This window comes from Glutamicibacter nicotianae (assembly GCF_016907615.1).
GTDB lineage: Bacteria > Actinomycetota > Actinomycetes > Actinomycetales > Micrococcaceae > Glutamicibacter > Glutamicibacter nicotianae.
Window position 1 is genome coordinate 2,339,779 of record NZ_JAFBCH010000001.1, and the last position, 16,128, is coordinate 2,355,906.

16 protein-coding genes are annotated in these 16,128 nt (G+C 62.0%); 5 read left to right on the plus strand and 11 right to left on the minus strand.

Annotation, left to right across the window (positions count from 1 at the left end):
* Positions 1–26 precede the first annotated feature (26 nt).
* Positions 27–881, minus strand: a complete 855-nt coding sequence (locus JOE62_RS11205) for a phosphotransferase (protein WP_204722408.1) — start codon at positions 879–881, stop codon at positions 27–29.
* 154 nt (positions 882–1,035) lie between these two features.
* Here JOE62_RS11205 and JOE62_RS11210 point away from each other — a divergent pair, with 154 nt between their 5' ends.
* Positions 1,036–1,650, plus strand: coding sequence for a class I SAM-dependent methyltransferase (locus tag JOE62_RS11210; RefSeq protein WP_204722409.1), 615 nt, complete (start codon positions 1,036–1,038; stop codon positions 1,648–1,650).
* Positions 1,651–1,747: 97 nt separating this feature from the next.
* On the opposite strand, the gene acnA is transcribed toward JOE62_RS11210, so the two are convergent.
* The 3 genes from acnA to JOE62_RS11225 all read right to left on the minus strand — a co-directional run bounded on the left by acnA (position 1,748) and on the right by JOE62_RS11225 (position 7,995).
* Positions 1,748–4,456: an aconitate hydratase AcnA gene (gene acnA / locus JOE62_RS11215; RefSeq protein ID WP_338085782.1), complete on the minus strand. Its 2,709-nt coding sequence runs from the start codon at positions 4,454–4,456 to the stop codon at positions 1,748–1,750.
* A gap of 191 nt (positions 4,457–4,647) precedes the next feature.
* Entirely contained in the window at positions 4,648–5,970 is a 1,323-nt protein-coding gene (locus JOE62_RS11220) for a class I SAM-dependent RNA methyltransferase (protein ID WP_204722411.1), read from the minus strand.
* 30 nt (positions 5,971–6,000) lie between these two features.
* Positions 6,001–7,995 (minus strand): amino acid permease, encoded by a 1,995-nt coding sequence (locus tag JOE62_RS11225; protein ID WP_204722412.1) that lies wholly within the window; start codon positions 7,993–7,995, stop codon positions 6,001–6,003.
* A gap of 145 nt (positions 7,996–8,140) precedes the next feature.
* On the opposite strand from JOE62_RS11225, the gene JOE62_RS11230 reads away from it, so the two are divergent.
* Both JOE62_RS11230 and JOE62_RS11235 read left to right on the plus strand, forming a co-directional pair.
* Positions 8,141–8,818, plus strand: a complete 678-nt coding sequence (locus JOE62_RS11230) for an NAD-binding protein (protein WP_204722413.1) — start codon at positions 8,141–8,143, stop codon at positions 8,816–8,818.
* A 15-nt stretch (positions 8,819–8,833) separates the two neighbouring features.
* Positions 8,834–9,499: a potassium channel family protein gene (locus JOE62_RS11235; RefSeq protein WP_204722414.1), complete on the plus strand. Its 666-nt coding sequence runs from the start codon at positions 8,834–8,836 to the stop codon at positions 9,497–9,499.
* Here JOE62_RS11235 and JOE62_RS11240 read toward each other — a convergent pair.
* Genes JOE62_RS11240 through dut form a run of 4 tightly spaced genes read right to left on the minus strand, consistent with a single transcriptional unit; the run spans position 9,496 to position 11,852 of the window.
* A complete protein-coding gene (locus JOE62_RS11240; RefSeq protein ID WP_239543350.1) occupies positions 9,496–10,227 on the minus strand; it encodes a DUF3159 domain-containing protein in 732 nt (243 codons plus the stop codon). The genes JOE62_RS11235 and JOE62_RS11240 overlap by 4 nt on opposite strands.
* A gap of 60 nt (positions 10,228–10,287) precedes the next feature.
* Positions 10,288–10,662, minus strand: a complete 375-nt coding sequence (locus tag JOE62_RS11245) for a hypothetical protein (RefSeq protein ID WP_204722415.1) — start codon at positions 10,660–10,662, stop codon at positions 10,288–10,290.
* A gap of 3 nt (positions 10,663–10,665) precedes the next feature.
* Positions 10,666–11,355 carry a DUF3710 domain-containing protein gene (locus JOE62_RS11250; RefSeq protein ID WP_204722416.1) on the minus strand — a complete coding sequence of 230 codons (690 nt, stop codon included), beginning with the start codon at positions 11,353–11,355 and terminating at the stop codon, positions 10,666–10,668.
* A gap of 38 nt (positions 11,356–11,393) precedes the next feature.
* Positions 11,394–11,852: a dUTP diphosphatase gene (gene dut, locus JOE62_RS11255; RefSeq protein WP_204722417.1), complete on the minus strand. Its 459-nt coding sequence runs from the start codon at positions 11,850–11,852 to the stop codon at positions 11,394–11,396.
* 141 nt (positions 11,853–11,993) lie between these two features.
* On the opposite strand from dut, the gene JOE62_RS11260 reads away from it, so the two are divergent.
* Positions 11,994–12,527 (plus strand): DUF3093 domain-containing protein, encoded by a 534-nt coding sequence (locus JOE62_RS11260; RefSeq protein ID WP_204722418.1) that lies wholly within the window; start codon positions 11,994–11,996, stop codon positions 12,525–12,527.
* 85 nt (positions 12,528–12,612) lie between these two features.
* On the opposite strand, the gene JOE62_RS11265 is transcribed toward JOE62_RS11260, so the two are convergent.
* Entirely contained in the window at positions 12,613–12,912 is a 300-nt protein-coding gene (locus JOE62_RS11265; protein ID WP_121867002.1) for a DUF4193 family protein, read from the minus strand.
* Positions 12,913–13,171: 259 nt separating this feature from the next.
* Between JOE62_RS11265 and sepH the strand changes: the two genes are divergently transcribed.
* On the plus strand, positions 13,172–14,236 hold the full coding sequence (sepH, locus tag JOE62_RS11270; protein ID WP_204722419.1) for a septation protein SepH: 1,065 nt from the start codon (positions 13,172–13,174) through the stop codon (positions 14,234–14,236).
* Positions 14,237–14,316: 80 nt separating this feature from the next.
* Here sepH and JOE62_RS11275 read toward each other — a convergent pair whose 3' ends face one another.
* Entirely contained in the window at positions 14,317–15,501 is a 1,185-nt protein-coding gene (locus JOE62_RS11275; protein WP_204722420.1) for an alkaline phosphatase family protein, read from the minus strand.
* A 2-nt stretch (positions 15,502–15,503) separates the two neighbouring features.
* Positions 15,504–16,091, minus strand: a complete 588-nt coding sequence (locus tag JOE62_RS11280; RefSeq protein WP_121867005.1) for a DUF5998 family protein — start codon at positions 16,089–16,091, stop codon at positions 15,504–15,506.
* Positions 16,092–16,128: the final 37 nt, after the last annotated feature.

Consider the following 16,128-nt stretch of genomic DNA (forward strand, 5'->3'; position numbering starts at 1 on the left):
GATTCAAGGCATGCGCTTTGGCTGGTTCATGCCTGTGCCAGGGTCTCGGCCAGCATCTGGAGCCCCTGGGCTTCGAAGTCTCTGTCGCCAACTTGGTGAGCCCAGACTGCCGTTCCAAGTCCCTCGCGCAATTGCATGATCCGCCAGGATTCACGTTCCCGTGGGTCGTGGCCATACCCCTGGAGAAAAGCGGCTTCCAAATCTGGACGCGCCTTCCACTGCTGGACAGCCAGCCGGGCCAGATCGCTGGCAGCTGGGCGGAATTCGAAGCGGCCGAAGTCGATAACTCGCAGTTCGCCTTGATCGGCCAGCCAATTGCGCGGTTGCCAATCCCCGTGGGTCGGCACCAATACGGCTGGTTGCGGTTCATAGCTTCTGAGCATCTGCTCGATCTGCCGGCGAGCCGCTGGCTCGATCCGATGTTCGCGTTCCAGGAGCAGGAGAAACTTCTGCGTCAGCCGAGCTTCATAGCCGGGATCCAGGCATGACGCTTGCGAATGCAGCAGCTTCAGCGCCGCGCCGGCCTGACGATGGAACTCCGGGTCGAATTCATATTCGCTGCCCGCACTGAGCTCGCCTGGTTGGAAGTCCAGAATCATCAAGCGCAAGGAATCGCTGGCGTGAAGCAGCTTGGCTGCTTTCCCGGCTTCTATCAGCGGCCCCGTGTAGCGGCGGTGCGCCAGCAGCTCACGCACTATGTGGTGGTTCAATTCTCCCCCGGTCTTGGCCACGACGTGCTTCATCCCCGCCTGCAGGTGCAGCACTTTGGTGTCGCCAAGATTCCACGACATGTCGGCCAGCACTTCTACGTCGCCGAGCCACTGCCGTATTTGCTGTGCCTGGGCTGCTGGCACCAAGGCATCAAGGTTTAGCCTAGTCATCGGTACGCTCCCTGCCGGGCGTTGCGAGGCTCAGCCTGGGGCTGCAACGGGCATTTCACCGAGAGTTCTACCATGCTGCCCTTCATGACTTGTATTTTTCCTGAGCCTAGCAAGGTTTGTTCTCCATGCCCCTGCGGCTTGCTAGGCTTGTCGCATGGAAGCATCGCGACGCTCGGGCCAAACGACCGCTCGTTACTCGCAGGTGGCCGAGGCGTATATCGATCTGTTCGGTTCTCCGGAGCAGGCGGAGGCTAAGGACCGGGAACTGATTGCGGCGTGGTCCGCACAGCTGCGCGGACCAGTCCTGGACGCTGGCTGCGGTCCCGGTCATTGGACGCAGTTCATTGCCGATGGCAATCGGCCGTCCACCGGCGTCGATCTGGTGCCGGAGTTCTTGGACTTCGCACGGCGCACCTTCCAGCAGCCCGATTTCCTGCGCGCCGATCTGGCGCACCTGCCATTCGACGGCGAGCAGTTTTCCGGGGTGCTCTCCTGGTATTCGGTGATCCATGTTCCCCCTTCAGATCTTCCACCCATCTTGGACGAGTTGGCCCGCGTGCTCAAACCCGCGGGAAAGCTGCTGCTCGGCTTCTTTGCCGGGGACCAGCTGGAAGCCTTTGACCATCAGGTTGCCCAGGCATGGTATTGGCCGCCAGCGCAGCTGGGCGAGCTCCTGGAACAGTCGGGCTTTGGCGTGCTCGAAGTCGGCACCCGCTCCCGGCCTGCTGCCCGCACCCATGGCCATCTGAGCGCGCAAAAGCTTTCATAAGCGACCTGAGACCCAAGGCAATTGCCTTGGGTCTCAGATTCTCCCGCGATGCGGAACTACTTAGAGATTCGCTTCGACCGCAGTCGAGGCGGATCTGCTAGTTGGCAGCGGCGATCTGGCGCAGCACGTACTGCAGGATGCCACCGTTGCGGTAGTAGTCGGCTTCACCTGGGGTGTCGATGCGCAGAACTGCGTCGAACTCGGTGACCTTGCCGTCTTCAGCGGTTGCGGTAACCTTCAGGGTCTTCGGGGTGGTGCCGTTGTTCAGCTCGGTCACGCCAGAGACTGCGAAGGTCTCGGTACCGGTCAGGCCCAGCGAATCAGCCGACTCGCCCTCTGGGAACTGCAGCGGCAGAACGCCCATGCCGATCAGGTTCGAGCGGTGGATGCGCTCGAAGGACTCGGTGATGACGGCCTTGACGCCCAGCAGTGCGGTGCCCTTGGCAGCCCAGTCACGCGAGGAGCCCGAACCGTATTCCTTGCCGCCCAGAACGACCAGCGGGGTGCCGGCAGCCTTGTAGTTCTCTGCAGCGTCGTAGACGTAAGCCTGCGGAGCACCTTCCTGGGTGAAGTCGCGGGTGAAGCCACCCTCGACGCCGTCCAGCAGCTGGTTCTTGATGCGGATGTTCGCGAAGGTACCGCGGATCATGACTTCGTGGTTACCACGGCGCGAGCCGTAGGAGTTGAAATCCTTGCGATCCACGCCGTTCTCGATCAGGTAGCGGCCAGCCGGGGTTTCCGACTTGAACGAACCTGCAGGCGAGATGTGGTCGGTGGTGACCGAGTCGCCCAGCTTCAGCAGTACGCGAGCGCCGTTGATGTCCTGGACTGGCTGTGGTTCAGCGGTCATGCCGTCGAAGTAAGGTGCCTTGCGTGCGTAGGTCGACTTCTCGTCCCATGCGAAGGTGGAACCCTCTGGGGTATCCAGTGCCTTCCAGCGTGCGTCGCCTTCGAAGACTCCGTCGTAGCCCTTAGCGAACATTTCCTTGTCAATCGACGAGTCAATGATCTCCTGGACCTCGACAGGCGATGGCCAGATATCCTTCAGGAAGATATCGTTGCCCTCGGCGTCCTGGCCCAGTGCGTCGGTTTCGAAGTCGAAGTCCATGGTGCCAGCCAGTGCGTAAGCGATAACCAGTGGCGGGGAAGCCAGGTAGTTCATCTTCACGTCCGGGTTGATGCGGCCTTCGAAGTTGCGGTTACCCGACAGGACTGCGGTTGCTGCGAGATCGTTGGCGTTGATGGCCTCGGAGATCTCAGCATCCAGAGGGCCGGAGTTGCCGATGCAAGTTGCGCAACCGTAGCCGACAACGAAGAAGCCGAGCTTCTCCAGGTATGGCAGCAGGCCGGACTTCTCGTAGTACTCGGTGACAACCTTCGAGCCTGGGGCGACCGAGGTCTTGACCCATGGCTTGGAGGTCAGGCCCTTGTCAGCGGCGTTGCGAGCCAGGACGGCTGCGGCCAGCATGACCGAAGGGTTCGAGGTGTTGGTGCACGAGGTGATCGAGGCGATCGAAACCAGGCCGTGGTCCAGGGTGAACTGGGTGCCGTCTTCCTTGGTGACCTCGACGGCTACCGATGGGCGGCCAGCGCCCTGGGTGTCCTCGGCGTTCGATACGTAGTTGTGCAGGTCCTTGCGGAACTGCTCCTTCGAGGACGACAGCTCGATGCGGTCCTGCGGGCGCTTCGGGCCGGCGATCGATGGAACCACGGTCGACAGATCCAGCTCGAGGTATTCCGAGAAGCGGATCTCGCGGCTTGGATCGTGCCACATGCCCTGTTCCTTGGCGTAGGCCTCGACCAGTGCAACGTTCTCCTCGCTGCGGCCGGTCAGGCGCAGGTAGTCGAGGGTGACATCGTCGATTGGGAACATGGCGGCGGTCGAGCCGAATTCCGGGGACATGTTGCCGATGGTGGCGCGGTTTGCCAGCGGCACCTCGGCGACGCCGTCGCCGTAGAACTCGACGAACTTGCCGACAACACCGTGCTTGCGCAGCATTTCGGTGATAGTCAGCACCACGTCGGTTGCGGTGGCGCCAGCTGGAATCGAGCCAGCCAGCTTGAAGCCGACAACGCGTGGGATCAGCATGGAGACGGGCTGGCCGAGCATTGCTGCCTCGGCCTCGATGCCGCCGACGCCCCAGCCCAGCACGCCAAGGCCGTTGACCATGGTGGTGTGCGAGTCGGTGCCCACGCAGGTGTCCGGGTAGGCGCGCAGCACGCCGTTGACCTCGCGGGTCATGACGGTGCGGGCCAGGTACTCGATGTTGACCTGGTGCACGATGCCGGTGCCTGGAGGAACGACCTTGAAGTCGTCAAACGCGGTCTGACCCCAGCGCAGGAACTGGTAGCGTTCGCCGTTGCGCTGGTATTCGATCTCCATGTTGCGCTCGACGGCGCCTTCGAAGCCGAAGGTGTCGATCTGCACGGAGTGGTCGATGACCATTTCGGCCGGTGCCAGCGGGTTCACGCGGGTCGGGTCGCCGCCCAGGTCCTTGACGGCCTCGCGCATGGTGGCAAGGTCGACGACACAAGGCACACCGGTGAAGTCCTGCATGATGACACGAGCTGGGGTGAACTGGATTTCGGTGTTCGGCTGAGCCGACGCATCCCACTGACCCAGTGCATTGATGTGCTCGTTGGTTACGTTCGCGCCGTCTTCGGTGCGAAGCAGGTTCTCAAGAAGAACCTTAAGGCTGTAAGGAAGGCTGTCCGAGCCTTCAACCGTATTTAGTCGGTAAATTTCGTATTCGGTTCCATTGACGTCAAGTACGCCCTTGGCACCGAAGCTGTCCACATTGCTCACGTGGGACTCCTCTCGCCAGACACTCATTCTGTTGCACACGCACACTACAATTCCAGTTAGGAGTTCCTAACTGAGATAGTCAGGCTCCTAGCGCGGCAGAGCTAAAAACAGTCTATCGCCAAAGCCCGCAAAAAGACTCCTCGGAATAAATTTTGATCCAAATTCGTGTCTAAACGGACACTTTCAGGTGTTTAACGGCGTACAAAAAGCCCGATGGACTCCATATGGTGGGTGTGCGGGTACAAATCATGAATCTCCATGTGCTCTAATTCGTAGCCTCGGCCCATCAAGCGCGCGGTATCCCGGGCGAAAGACGCAGGGTCGCAGGACACGTAACAAATCCGCGAGACAGCGCTGGCGCCCAGCTCCGCGGCCACCTGCTTGTCGATTCCGGTACGGGGCGGGTCAAGCACCACGGCGTCCAGCGCGGCATCCCGGGCGACCTGCCGTAGCACTCGCTCAACACGGCCGCGGATCACCGTGGCCTGCGGGTACGTGCGCAGATTCTTCTTCGCATCCGCATGGGTGCCCGGCGCACCCTCAATCGAAAAGACGCGGCCCTCGCGGCCAACCGCCCTGGCCAGCGGGACGGAGAACAAGCCGGCACCTGCATAGAGGTCGGCAATTTGCTCGCCGGCGGCCGGCTCGGTCAGCTCGATCACGCGCCGGGTCAGCAGGCTGGCCGCCTCGCGGTGCACCTGCCAGAAGCCTTCCCCGGTAATCCGGAACTTCTCCCCCAGCACCTTTTCGGTCAGGTACGCCGAACCGGCCAGAACCTGCAGCCGCCCCTTGCCGTCGGCCGCCGAGCCGCCCTGCTGGCTGAACGAGGCGACGTTGACGCCCTCGGCGAATTGCTTGGCGACCTTTGCCGCCGCGCCGGGCTTGGCCTCTGCCAGCAAGATCAGCACGGTTCGGTCATCCTGGCTGGAAACCGCGGCTTCGACACGGTCAATGCCGGTGTAGTCCACGGAGTACAACCCGGTGGCTTCAATGGCCGGATGGGCCAGGGGCATCTGTGCGATCCCGGTCAACTGGTTGCTGCGGAATGCGCTCATCGCCAGTCCGCCCTGGGCGTCCACGGAATACGACATCCGGGTGCGCCAGCCCAGGCCATCGGACGAGCCCTTGACTGCTTGCACCGCAGGGAAGTTGTAGTCGTCCGCGTTCAGGCCGCCCAGTCGGGTCATCTGCTCGGCAGCCACCTGCGACTTGAGCTCACGCTGGTGCTCCAGGGTAATGTGGCCGAACTCTGCGCCGCCCACCGGGTCGCGGTGCTTCAAGGCGTCAGCTGCATCCCAGAAGTGCGGCACCCGGTGCTCGCTGGCCTCGAGCACTTCGGACACGTCGGCACGCCAGAACTTGGCCTCCGGCGCGCTGTCCGTCAGGCGCACCTTGACCAGTTCGCCGGGAATGCCATGGCGCACGAAGATCACCCGGCCCTCATGGCGGGCGACGGTGTGCCCGCCATGGGCAATCTTGCCCAAGCGGACGGTGATCATTGGTGTATCAGTCATTGATCCAGTCTTTCTTCAGAAGCAGTCAATTTAGCGGTGCGCCGAGGATTCTTCGGTCGGGCCCCCGCCGAGGGCATGCGAAGCGCTGAGCAGGCGCCACGGGACCGAGGCAATCACTACTCCCGGTTCATGGTGCAGGCGGTTCTTCACGCGCAGCGCGGTTTGGTTGTGCACCAGCTGTTCCCACCAATGGCCCACGACATATTCGGGGATGTACACGACGATCAGTTCCCGCGGCGATTCGCGCTTGATGGAACGGATATGCTCGATCAGCGCGCCGGGAATATCGCGATACGGCGAGGCCAGCGCGGTGATCGGCACCGGGATCTGCAGCCGTTCCCAGTCCTGCAGGGTCTTCTCGGTCTTGCCGCGTTCCACATCCACGATGATCGCCTCAAGCTTCGAGGGACGCGAAGCGCGGGCGAAGGCCAGGGCACGCAGCACCGGCTTGCGCACGGTGGATACCAGCACGAGCGCATGCACGCGCGAGGGCAAGGCGGTGACGGCGAAGTCCTCGTCTACCGCCAGCTCGTCGTCGACCTTCTGGTAGTGGCGCTGCAGCGAATCCATGATCAGCATCAATATGGCAATGCCCAGCACGGCCAGCCACGCACCATGGACCAGGCGGGTGGCCATGACGACCACGAGCACCAGCGCCGAGAGCACCAGTCCCACCAGGTTCAGCAGCCGCTTGCGCTGCTTGGCCGCACGGATCTTGCGGTCTGCAATGGGCACCAGAACACGTTTCCAGTGCTTGAGCATGGCCAGCTGGCTCAGCGTGAAGGAAACGAATACGCCCACCACGTACAGCTGGACCAGCAAGGTGACATCGCCTTGGAACAGCAGCACCAGAGCGATCGCGGCAATGCCCAGGCACAGGATGCCGTTGGAGAAGCCCAGGCGATCTCCACGGGTGCGCAGCTGGCGCGGGAGGAAGCCGTCGGTCGCCAGATGGCTGGCCAGCAGCGGGAAGGAATTGAAGGCCTGGTTGCCGGCCAGCAGCAGCACGGCAATGGTCAGCACCGAGACGATCACCAGGCCGAAGGTGAAGTCGCCGAACACCGCTTGGGCCAGCTGGCCCAGTACCGGAATCTGCACGAAGTCTTCGGGGATGGGCTCGCCGTGAAGCAGGAACGAGGCCTGCGGATCGGCGACGACCTTGATGCCGGTGGCCCGTGCAAGCATCAGCGTGCCCAGCGTCAGCACGCCGGAGAGCAGGCCCAGCACCAGCAGGATCCGCGCCGCGTTCTTCGCCCGCGGCTTGGCCAGCGTCTGCACGTTGGAGATCGGGACCTCGATGCCGGTCAGCGCGGCCGACCCCGTGCTGAAGGCACGCAGGATCAGCAGCGCGCCGACAATACCGTGCAGGCCATTGGCGAACTCGGCCTCCGGCACAATCGTGAAGTCCGCACTCGGGGCGAGCCCGAGCGAACCGGTCAGCGCCATCACGCCGCCAATGGCCACCAGCAGCAGCATGCCGATGACGAACAGGTAGACCGGGATGGCCAGGGTCCAGCGGCCTTGCCCTTTGCCGCGCAAATTGCCGACCACGAGGAAGGCAACGAGGGCGGCGGCCACCCACGCCTTGTGTTCGGCCACTGCAGGGAAAATGGCGGCGAGATACAGGGCCGCCGACGAGCTGGAAACAGCTACGGTGAGCACGAAGTCCACCAGCAGCGCCGCGGCGACCGCAGTGCCCGGACGTGCACCGAGGTTCTTCTTCACGATTTCATAGTCGCCGCCACCGGAAGGGTACTCCATCACCGATTGGCGGTAGGACAGCACCAGCACCACCAGCACCGCGAGGACCGCCAGTCCAACCATTGGCGAGAGCGCGGTCGCGGCGATGCCCGCAATGGCCAGGGTCAGCAGGATCTCGTCTGGTGCGTACGCCAAGGACGACAGGGCGCTGGAGGAGAAAATCGGCAAAGCGACATTGGGTGGCAACGGCTTCTTTTTCAGCTGTTCAGTGCTGAAAGGCCGGCCCACCAGGATCCGCTTCAAACCGTCAAATAATGCAGGCACGACACAACGTTATCGCAGGGTGCGCGGCGCGAGGGTGCTCCACCATCGATAAACTGGGTGCGATCAGCGCTATTGTTGCATTCGTAGCACACAGCCCGTGCATGCCAAGCGGCACGCGGCAAGCAGCAAAACCAAGGAGTTCTCGGTGGCACATTTCGTGATCATGGGGTGCGGACGCGTCGGTGTCTCGCTGGCCCACACGCTGGATTCGGCGGGGCATTCCGTGGCAGTCATTGACCATGACCCGCATGCCTTCCGCCGGCTGAGCAGGGATTTCTCCGGCACCACGGTGACCGGCATGGGATTCGACAAGGATACGCTGGAAGCTGCCAAGATTAGCGAGGCCTACGCTTTCGCCGCGGTTTCCAGCGGTGATAATTCCAACATCCTCGCCACTCGCGTATCGCGCGAAACTTATAACGTGCCCCACGTCGTGGCCCGCATCTATGATCCAGGACGAGCGGAGATCTATCAGCGCCTGGGCATTCCCACCGTGGCAGCGGTCCGTTGGAGCACCGATCAGGTGCTTCGCCGGATTCTGCCCGACTATTCGATGCGCGGGGACTTCCGGGAGCCCTCGGGACGCCTGGTGCTCTCCGAAGTTGCCCTGCACCGCGACTGGTACGGCCACCTGGTCAAGGAGCTGGAGGCCGCCGCCGGGGTGCGCGTGGCCTATTTGACCCGCTTCGGCGAAGGCACCATCCCGGAGAACCGAACCCGGCTGCAGGGCGGCGACCTGGTGCATGTGATGATGCGGCTGGACGAGTCCAAAGACGTGGAAAAGATCCTTGCCAGCCCACCAGCGGCGCAAACCAACGAATAACCTGAGAGGCATCCTATGAAGGTCGTGATTGCCGGGGCCGGCTCAGTCGGTTCCTCCATTGCCCGCGAACTAGTCATCAACCACCACGAGGTCCTGCTGATCGATCTGCAACCGGAAATGGCCGAACGCGCAGATCTTGAAGCGGTGAAGTGGCTGATTGGCGACGCTTGCGAATTGGCTGTTTTGCAGCAGGCGCGGCTTGAAGACTACGACGTGGTCGTTTCGGCGACCGGCGACGACAAGGTCAACCTTGTGGTCTCGTTGCTGGCCAAGAGCGAATTCGGCATCCGGCGCACCGTGGGCCGCGTGAACAATCCGAAGAATGAATGGATGTTCGACGATGCCTGGGGCGTCGATGTTGCCGTCAGCACGCCGCGGCTGATGACCGCGCTGGTCGAGGAAGCCGTGGAGGTCGGCGACCTGGTGCGGCTGCTGACGTTGAAGACCGGCGAGGTCTACATGGTCGAGTTCACCGTCCCGCACGATTCGGCGTTGATTGGCCGCAGCATCGGGCGCATTTCGTGGCCCGAAGACACCACCATGATGGCAGTGGTACGCGATAAGACGCCGTTCCCGCCCAGTGCCGATGATGTAATTGAGGGTGGCGATGAAATCTTCTTCATCACCACCCCGCATGCAGAACCCTTGCTGCGCCGAACGTTGCGCGACGCCACCCGCTAGTCCGCTGGTTTTGGCGTACTGGTCTCGTCGCCGGCTACAGCCGCCGGCTTCGAAACCAGCCACGCGAACCACAGCCCCGCCGCGTACAGCGGCACGCCCATCAAGGCACGGGCCAGGCCCAGGGCCACGACTTCATCTGCGATGTACATCGGGATCTGCACCGCCAGGCGCAGCGCGAAAACAGCAATGATGATCCACGTAGCCACCTGGTAGCGGCGCAATCGCCCCGGCTTCTTGCGCCATTCGGTGCCCTCGTTGCGGATGAATCCGAAGAGCAGGCCGATCAGCGGCCAGCGGGCCATCACCGAAATCAGCAGTCCCGCCAGATAGGCAGCGGACACGTAGAACCCCGGAATGTAGTAGTCCTTGGCGTTGCCCGACGTCCGTGCGGCAAAGGCGCAGATCAGGATGCCGATCAGCCCAGAGCCTGCCTGGATCAGCGTCGAGCGCTTGGCCAGGCGGATGATCATGAACACGATGCCGAGGCTGATCGAAGCGATCAGCGCCCAGCCCAGATTGCTGGTGAGCGCGAAAACCATGATGAACACGAAACCGGGAAGCACGGTTTCCAGAATGCCGCGCACACCGCCAACGGTGGAGAGCAGGTCAATTCCACCGTCAGCGTTCTGCGCGATGTTGGAGTTCGAGCCGATCATCTCGGCGAAGCTCGGATGCCTAGTTTCCGGCGCGGAATCATCGTCCGGACGGGATTCGTCGTTGTTCACCATGTCTACTTCCAATTAGACGCCAACTGTGGCGTTCTCGAATCCTAGAGGGGCCGCCGCAAGTTATCGACGGGCTTCCGGCACGATGACGTAGCGCGGATTGAAGATTGTCGGGATCTGCTCCACCGGAGCAACCATTCCCGAGTACTCCACCTTCACGCCCGGCTTGATGCCCGGAACGGTTTTCTGTCCCATGAAAGCCAAACGCACATGCGGCACCGTTCCACTGCGCGCCGACACGGTACCGAGCCGGTCCACGACCACAGCAGTCAGCCGCGGGGCGACGTTCGGCGCGGAGTAGCTCACCGATTGGACGTACCCGGTGTGCTCTACCCGCCCCTTGGCTGGCAGCTGTTCCAGGCTGTCCAACCGCTGATAGGTGGGCTTCTGCCCCGAGGGGCCGAGCTGCGGAGTGACGGGTTTGTCCTTCAGCGACATTCTCTAGCCGATCTGGGTGATCTCTGGTCCGCGTTCTGGACGCTTCAGCCCAGGGTTCTGCTCGGGGGCTGCCGGACGGGCCTGGGCATTGGACGGGACGCTCATAGGCAGCAGTTCAGCCGGAGGCAGCGGCTTGTCGCCGCGATTGACCACGACGTCGCGCAGGATCGCGTCGACAACGTTGGCGGCTTCCTCGTTGCTGATGGCCGCGCCGCCGATAACTGCACGCAGGAACCACCGGCGGCCATCGATGCCGACAAAGCGCAGCGCAACATGTCCGGCACGGCCGTCTGGCAGCTGCTGCGGCACCTTGGCGAGCAGCTCCTGGCCGTACTCGCCATCACGGGTGAAGATTTCACCGTTCTGGGCGCTGATGTCGCTCTTGATCTTGTCGCTGATGCCTGGCCACAGCGACTCGGACTTCGAAGAAGAGAAAGCCATCAACTGGATCCGCGACTCAGCAATCTCCAGCGACACCGCGATAACACGCTTGTTGGACTCTTCAACGTCCATGCGGACCTTCAAGCCGGCTACCGGCTTGATCAAGATCGAGCCGAAGTCCAGGTACTCCTGCGTGTTCTCGATGTCGTCGTAGTCGAACGGGCCGGTCTTCGGCTCCTGCTCGTTCTGGGCTGCATCCTCAGCTGGTTCGGCGATTGGCTGCTCTTCGGCCTTCTTGCGCTTGAAAATCATGGTGTCCTTAGAAAATCTTGTCTTGCTCTCAAGGGTACTTAATTGGAGTTGAATCCGCCGGTCGAACCGAATCCGCCTGCGCCGCGGGCGCTGTCTTCCAGCGAATCCACTGCGACGAATGCCGCCTGCTCGACTTTCTGGATTACCAGCTGGGCAATTCGGTCGCCACGGCTGATTTCGAAGGGCTCGGACTTGTCGGTATTCAACAAGGTGACCATGATCTCACCACGGTACCCAGCGTCAACAGTACCCGGTGCATTTACAACGGTAATGCCGTGCTTGGTTGCCAAGCCGCTGCGCGGGTGCACCAGACCGACATAGCCATGCGGGATGGCCAGCGCAATGCCGGTCGGAACGAGTGCGCGCGCGCCTGGCTCCAGCACCAGGGATTCGCGAGCATGCAAGTCAGCACCGGCGTCCGACGGATGCGCATAGCTGGGGACCGGCAAATCGGTGTCAAGCATCTTGATGGCAATGGAAATTGATGGCTCACTCATCGATGTAGGTCTTCCCCCGGAGTCTTGTGAAATGGTCACTCGATAGTTTCTCGTGCCTAACTCTATCGCGCACGTAATCCAATGGCCTGCCAACCGGCTTCGCGGTCTTGAATCGAAGAATTATTGCCTAGACTTGGAACCATGAGTAATTCCAGCCCCGCGGGTTCGAACGTCCAGTACAGCGAAAAGCTTTGGCCATCGGCCAGTACCTGGATTTGGCCAATTATCATTTCCATCACCGCAGGTATTGCGCTAGCTCCGATCAGCAGCATCCTTGGATGGATTGCCGGTGCCGTCGTGTTGCTTTCGCTGATCGCTGTGTTCCTGCTGCGCACGCCGACCATCGAGGTCACCGATGAATTGGTGACCGTTGGACGGGCCAGCATTGAACGCAAGTACATCGGGGAGGTTGTCGGCTACCGTGGCGATGAGGCATTCAAGCAGCGTGGGCAGAAGCTGCACGGCCTGGCCTACATGCTGCTGCGCGGCTGGATCGACGGAGTAGTGCGGATGGAGGTCACCGACGAGCGTGACACCACGCCGTACTGGCTGACATCTACCCGTCGTCCCGAAGAGCTGGCTGCCGCCCTCTCGGGCGTGATGTACGAATTCACCGACGAAGGCAAGGCAGAAGCCGCCAAGCTGGAACAGTCCGAAGACACTGCCGGCGACTAGCTCTCACTTCACCGAAGCCCGAAAACGTGTGGCGCCCAACCAGAAGGTTGGACGCCACACGTTTTCGGAACTGCTGCGCGGGCGTTCAGCCTTCGCACTCGCTGCAGAATTTTTGCCCGTTGTCCTCACGAGCCAGCTGCGTGCGGTGGCGCACCATGAAGCATGACGCGCACGTGAACTCATCAGCCTGTTCCGGCAGGAATTCGACGCTCGCTTCTTCCTGCGGCGCCTCGCCGCCGGGCAGAACGTACTCTTCAGCCAAGGCGGTTTCGGCCTCATCAACCAGGTTGGCCATGGCTGCGGTCTTGCCTGCTTTGAGCTGAGCGATTTCCTTGGCTCGTTCCGCTTCTGACATTGCCACGGGTGCAGCAGATTCACTTGCCATAATCGTTTTTGCTCTTTCCTGCAGGTCTTCGTCCTAGCCGGCTGCTCCACGAGGTGGAAACTTGTACCGGCATAGAAGTATAACGTTCTTCCGGGTGATCCATTCCCGTTCCTGCCACGCTATGCCATGGGCGGAAGGTTCAAGGAATTACTGCGTGAAGTTGAGGACTAATCTTGCGCCACACCCTGCGTGGTGGTAGGAATTCGGGCCTCAAGGTGGCAAAGTTTTACACAGGAATTAGAGCGTGTGGAGGGTAGGAATGCGTCAGCTGAGACTGGTAGGAATTCATGAAAATGGTTCCAGCCTGCAGGTCAGCAGTGACGACGGGATGAGCTTCGAGCTGCCTGTTGACGATGCACTGCGCAGTGCAATGGCTGAAATCGCCCGTTCGAGGGCCCCGAGGAACCGCGAGGAGTCCTCGGTCCATTCGCCACGCGAAATCCAGGCACGAGTGCGCGCTGGCGCCTCCGCCTACGACCTGTCGCTTGAATGGAATGTCCCCGTCGAGGATATCGTCAAGTACGAAGGCCCGGTACTGGCTGAACGCGAGCACATCGCCGAGCTGGCACGCCTCGTCGAGGTTTCCGGACCGCAGACCGACGCCGAATACCGCGAGGTGTTTGGCGAAGAGCCGGCCGATCTCGGTTCCATGGTGGTCCACCGCCTGCACCAGCTGCACATCGATGCCGAGTCGGCGCGCTGGAATGCCTGGAAAGATCCGGAAGGCCAGTGGGTCGTCACCGTGGAGTTCGATTCCCCGCTGCCGACCGAAAATGTCGAGTCATTGGACTCGGATTCGACTGCCGCTGCCGAGAACATTGCACGGTGGGCTTTCACTCCCGCGCGCAAGTCGTTGAAGAACCTGAACCGCTGGGCCCAGACCTTGAGCGAGCAGGTAGCTCCTGAATACTTTCGCCCGGCCTCTGCACTGAACCAGCCAGAGGCGGAACCGGCCGCCGCAGCCAGCACTCCGGAGCCCGATGAGACCGAAGAACTGGTCACCTTGCTGAACGCGCGCCGCGGGCAGCGCACGAAGGACCAGGATCCGGAACGCGAGGCTCGCTACAACGAGATCATCGAACGCAGCATGAGCAAGTACGACACCGATGACGAGGACGCGCTGCCGCATCTTCCGCAAGGGATTTCCGCGCGCACCTCGCAGCTGGTGGTCGTCACCAGTGAAGACGACGATTCGGGCCTCGCCGAGGACAAGCCAGCTGAACAGCCTGCCGAGGAGTCAGCTCCGCGCAAGGCCAAGCGTTCGTCCGTTCCCAGCTGGGATGACATCATGTTCGGCAAGCGCAAGAAGGACACCGACTCCTAGTGCCCAGCTGACACTGGAAAGCACAAGGGTGCGGGAACAGCATTGGACCAATGCTGTTCCCGCACCCTTTGCGTTGCCAGCTATTTGGTGCGGTGCACCAGCATCGGGACGAACCGCTCCCCCGCGGTGAGCGACCCGTGCTGCCCCACCATGTCGAAGGCCATCGGTGCGACGCGTCGGCCGTCATAAAAGGCGATGGCTTCGGCCGCCAGGATCATCAGATCGCCCAGCCGTGCCGCATGTTCTTCGGTGATGGCACCGAAATAGCCGTGTTCTATGGCTTCCTCGCGGGTCATCACCCAGGCTTTGGTGCCGTAGGCCCTCTGCCAGGCCTCGCGAACCCGCAACCGGCAGGCCGCATCGGCTTGAGGGTCGAAGGTCAGTTGGACTCCGCGAGGTTCGCCGCTGGTCAGCTCGACGCCCTCGACCAGCTCAGGCTGCTGGCTGTAGTCGATGCGCTGGGACGCTGGAATGTCCACCATTCCATGGTCGCCGGTGATCAGCACCGTGGTTTCTTCCGGCAGCTTGGATACCAGGTTCTTGATGACGTAGTCCAGTTCTTCGAGGGTGTCCCGCCACTGGCTGGAATCAACGCCGTATTTGTGACCAGCCTTGTCCAATTCATTGAAGTACGTGTAGACCAGCGCGTTGCGGTTCGAGTCGAAGATCGTGCGGGTAGCACGCGCGCGCGCCGCCGGCTGGTTGGCCGGCACGAATTTGGGGCCGCGCAAAGACGCACGGGTCAGAGCCGACTTGGCAAACATCGGGATCGACACGGTCGCCACGTGGATGCCGTGCTCGGCGATCTTCTGGAAGACGGTCGGGCGAGTCTGCCAAGTTTCGGGGTCCAAGTCCCCAGGCCACCCGCCCAGCTGGTTGACCACACGACGCTTAGCCGGGTCGATGACGTCATAGCCGACCATTCCATGCTCGCCGGGAGCCAGGCCCGTGGCCAGGCTGCTCAGGGATGTCGCGGTGGTCGAAGGGAAGCCGGTGCCCAGCTTCTGCCCCTTCTCGAACAGGCCGCGCAGGAAGGGCGCATGCCCGAGATGGCTTTTGAGCTGGTTCCAGCCCAGTCCATCAACCATGATCAGGGCTACACGCTTGGTCGGGGCGAAGCCCAGGACATTCTGATAGCCGCCAACCCCCAGTGCTGCTGCCGCCGAGGGAAGAATCTCCGACAGCGTAGCTTGGCCGTATTTGGGTGCTTCCGGGATTTTCTGCGCCGGGACAGGCAGGCTGCTGAGCTCTTGTTCCTCGATCATGCTCAGGCGATCGTGGCCAGGCGCAGGCGCACAGCGAACTCGCGGGCCTTGTTCACGGCCTGCTGGCCATCGGCTTCGGCGCTGACACGGATGACCAAGTCCTCAGGCTGCGAGGTGCCGTTCAGCCCGTGGTCGGCATCGCACTGCGGATCCCCGCAGGACGCAGGGGCCAGATCGATCCGCTTGGTACCGTCCCAGGACAGCCCGAAGGTCAGTTCCTTGACTGGATCGGCGGACGAGTAGTGCTGCGGCTGGTGGTAGACATAGCTCGTGGCAACCGAAGCGATGCGCGCCAGCGAAATCATTTCGACCGATACCTGCGCCATGACATCCTTTCCGTGGTCATCAAGCTGCTGGTCATCTACGTGCAAGATGAAAAGCACCTTTTCGCTCATCACCATGACGGTGATGTGGCGGTGGACTTCGGTATGGTCGAAGTGAGTTTCCAGATGCACATAGTGGTCAAGCACCGGTTGGCCCATCATGGCTTCAGCCAGCACGTCCTGGACCATTTGCGGATAAAAACCCGCACGGACCAAGTCATGCTGAAGCTCAGCGCCAGGCGTGGTCGAATACGTTGGAGAACTCATGCCCCAATTCTACTCAGTCGCCTCCGGCAATTCACGT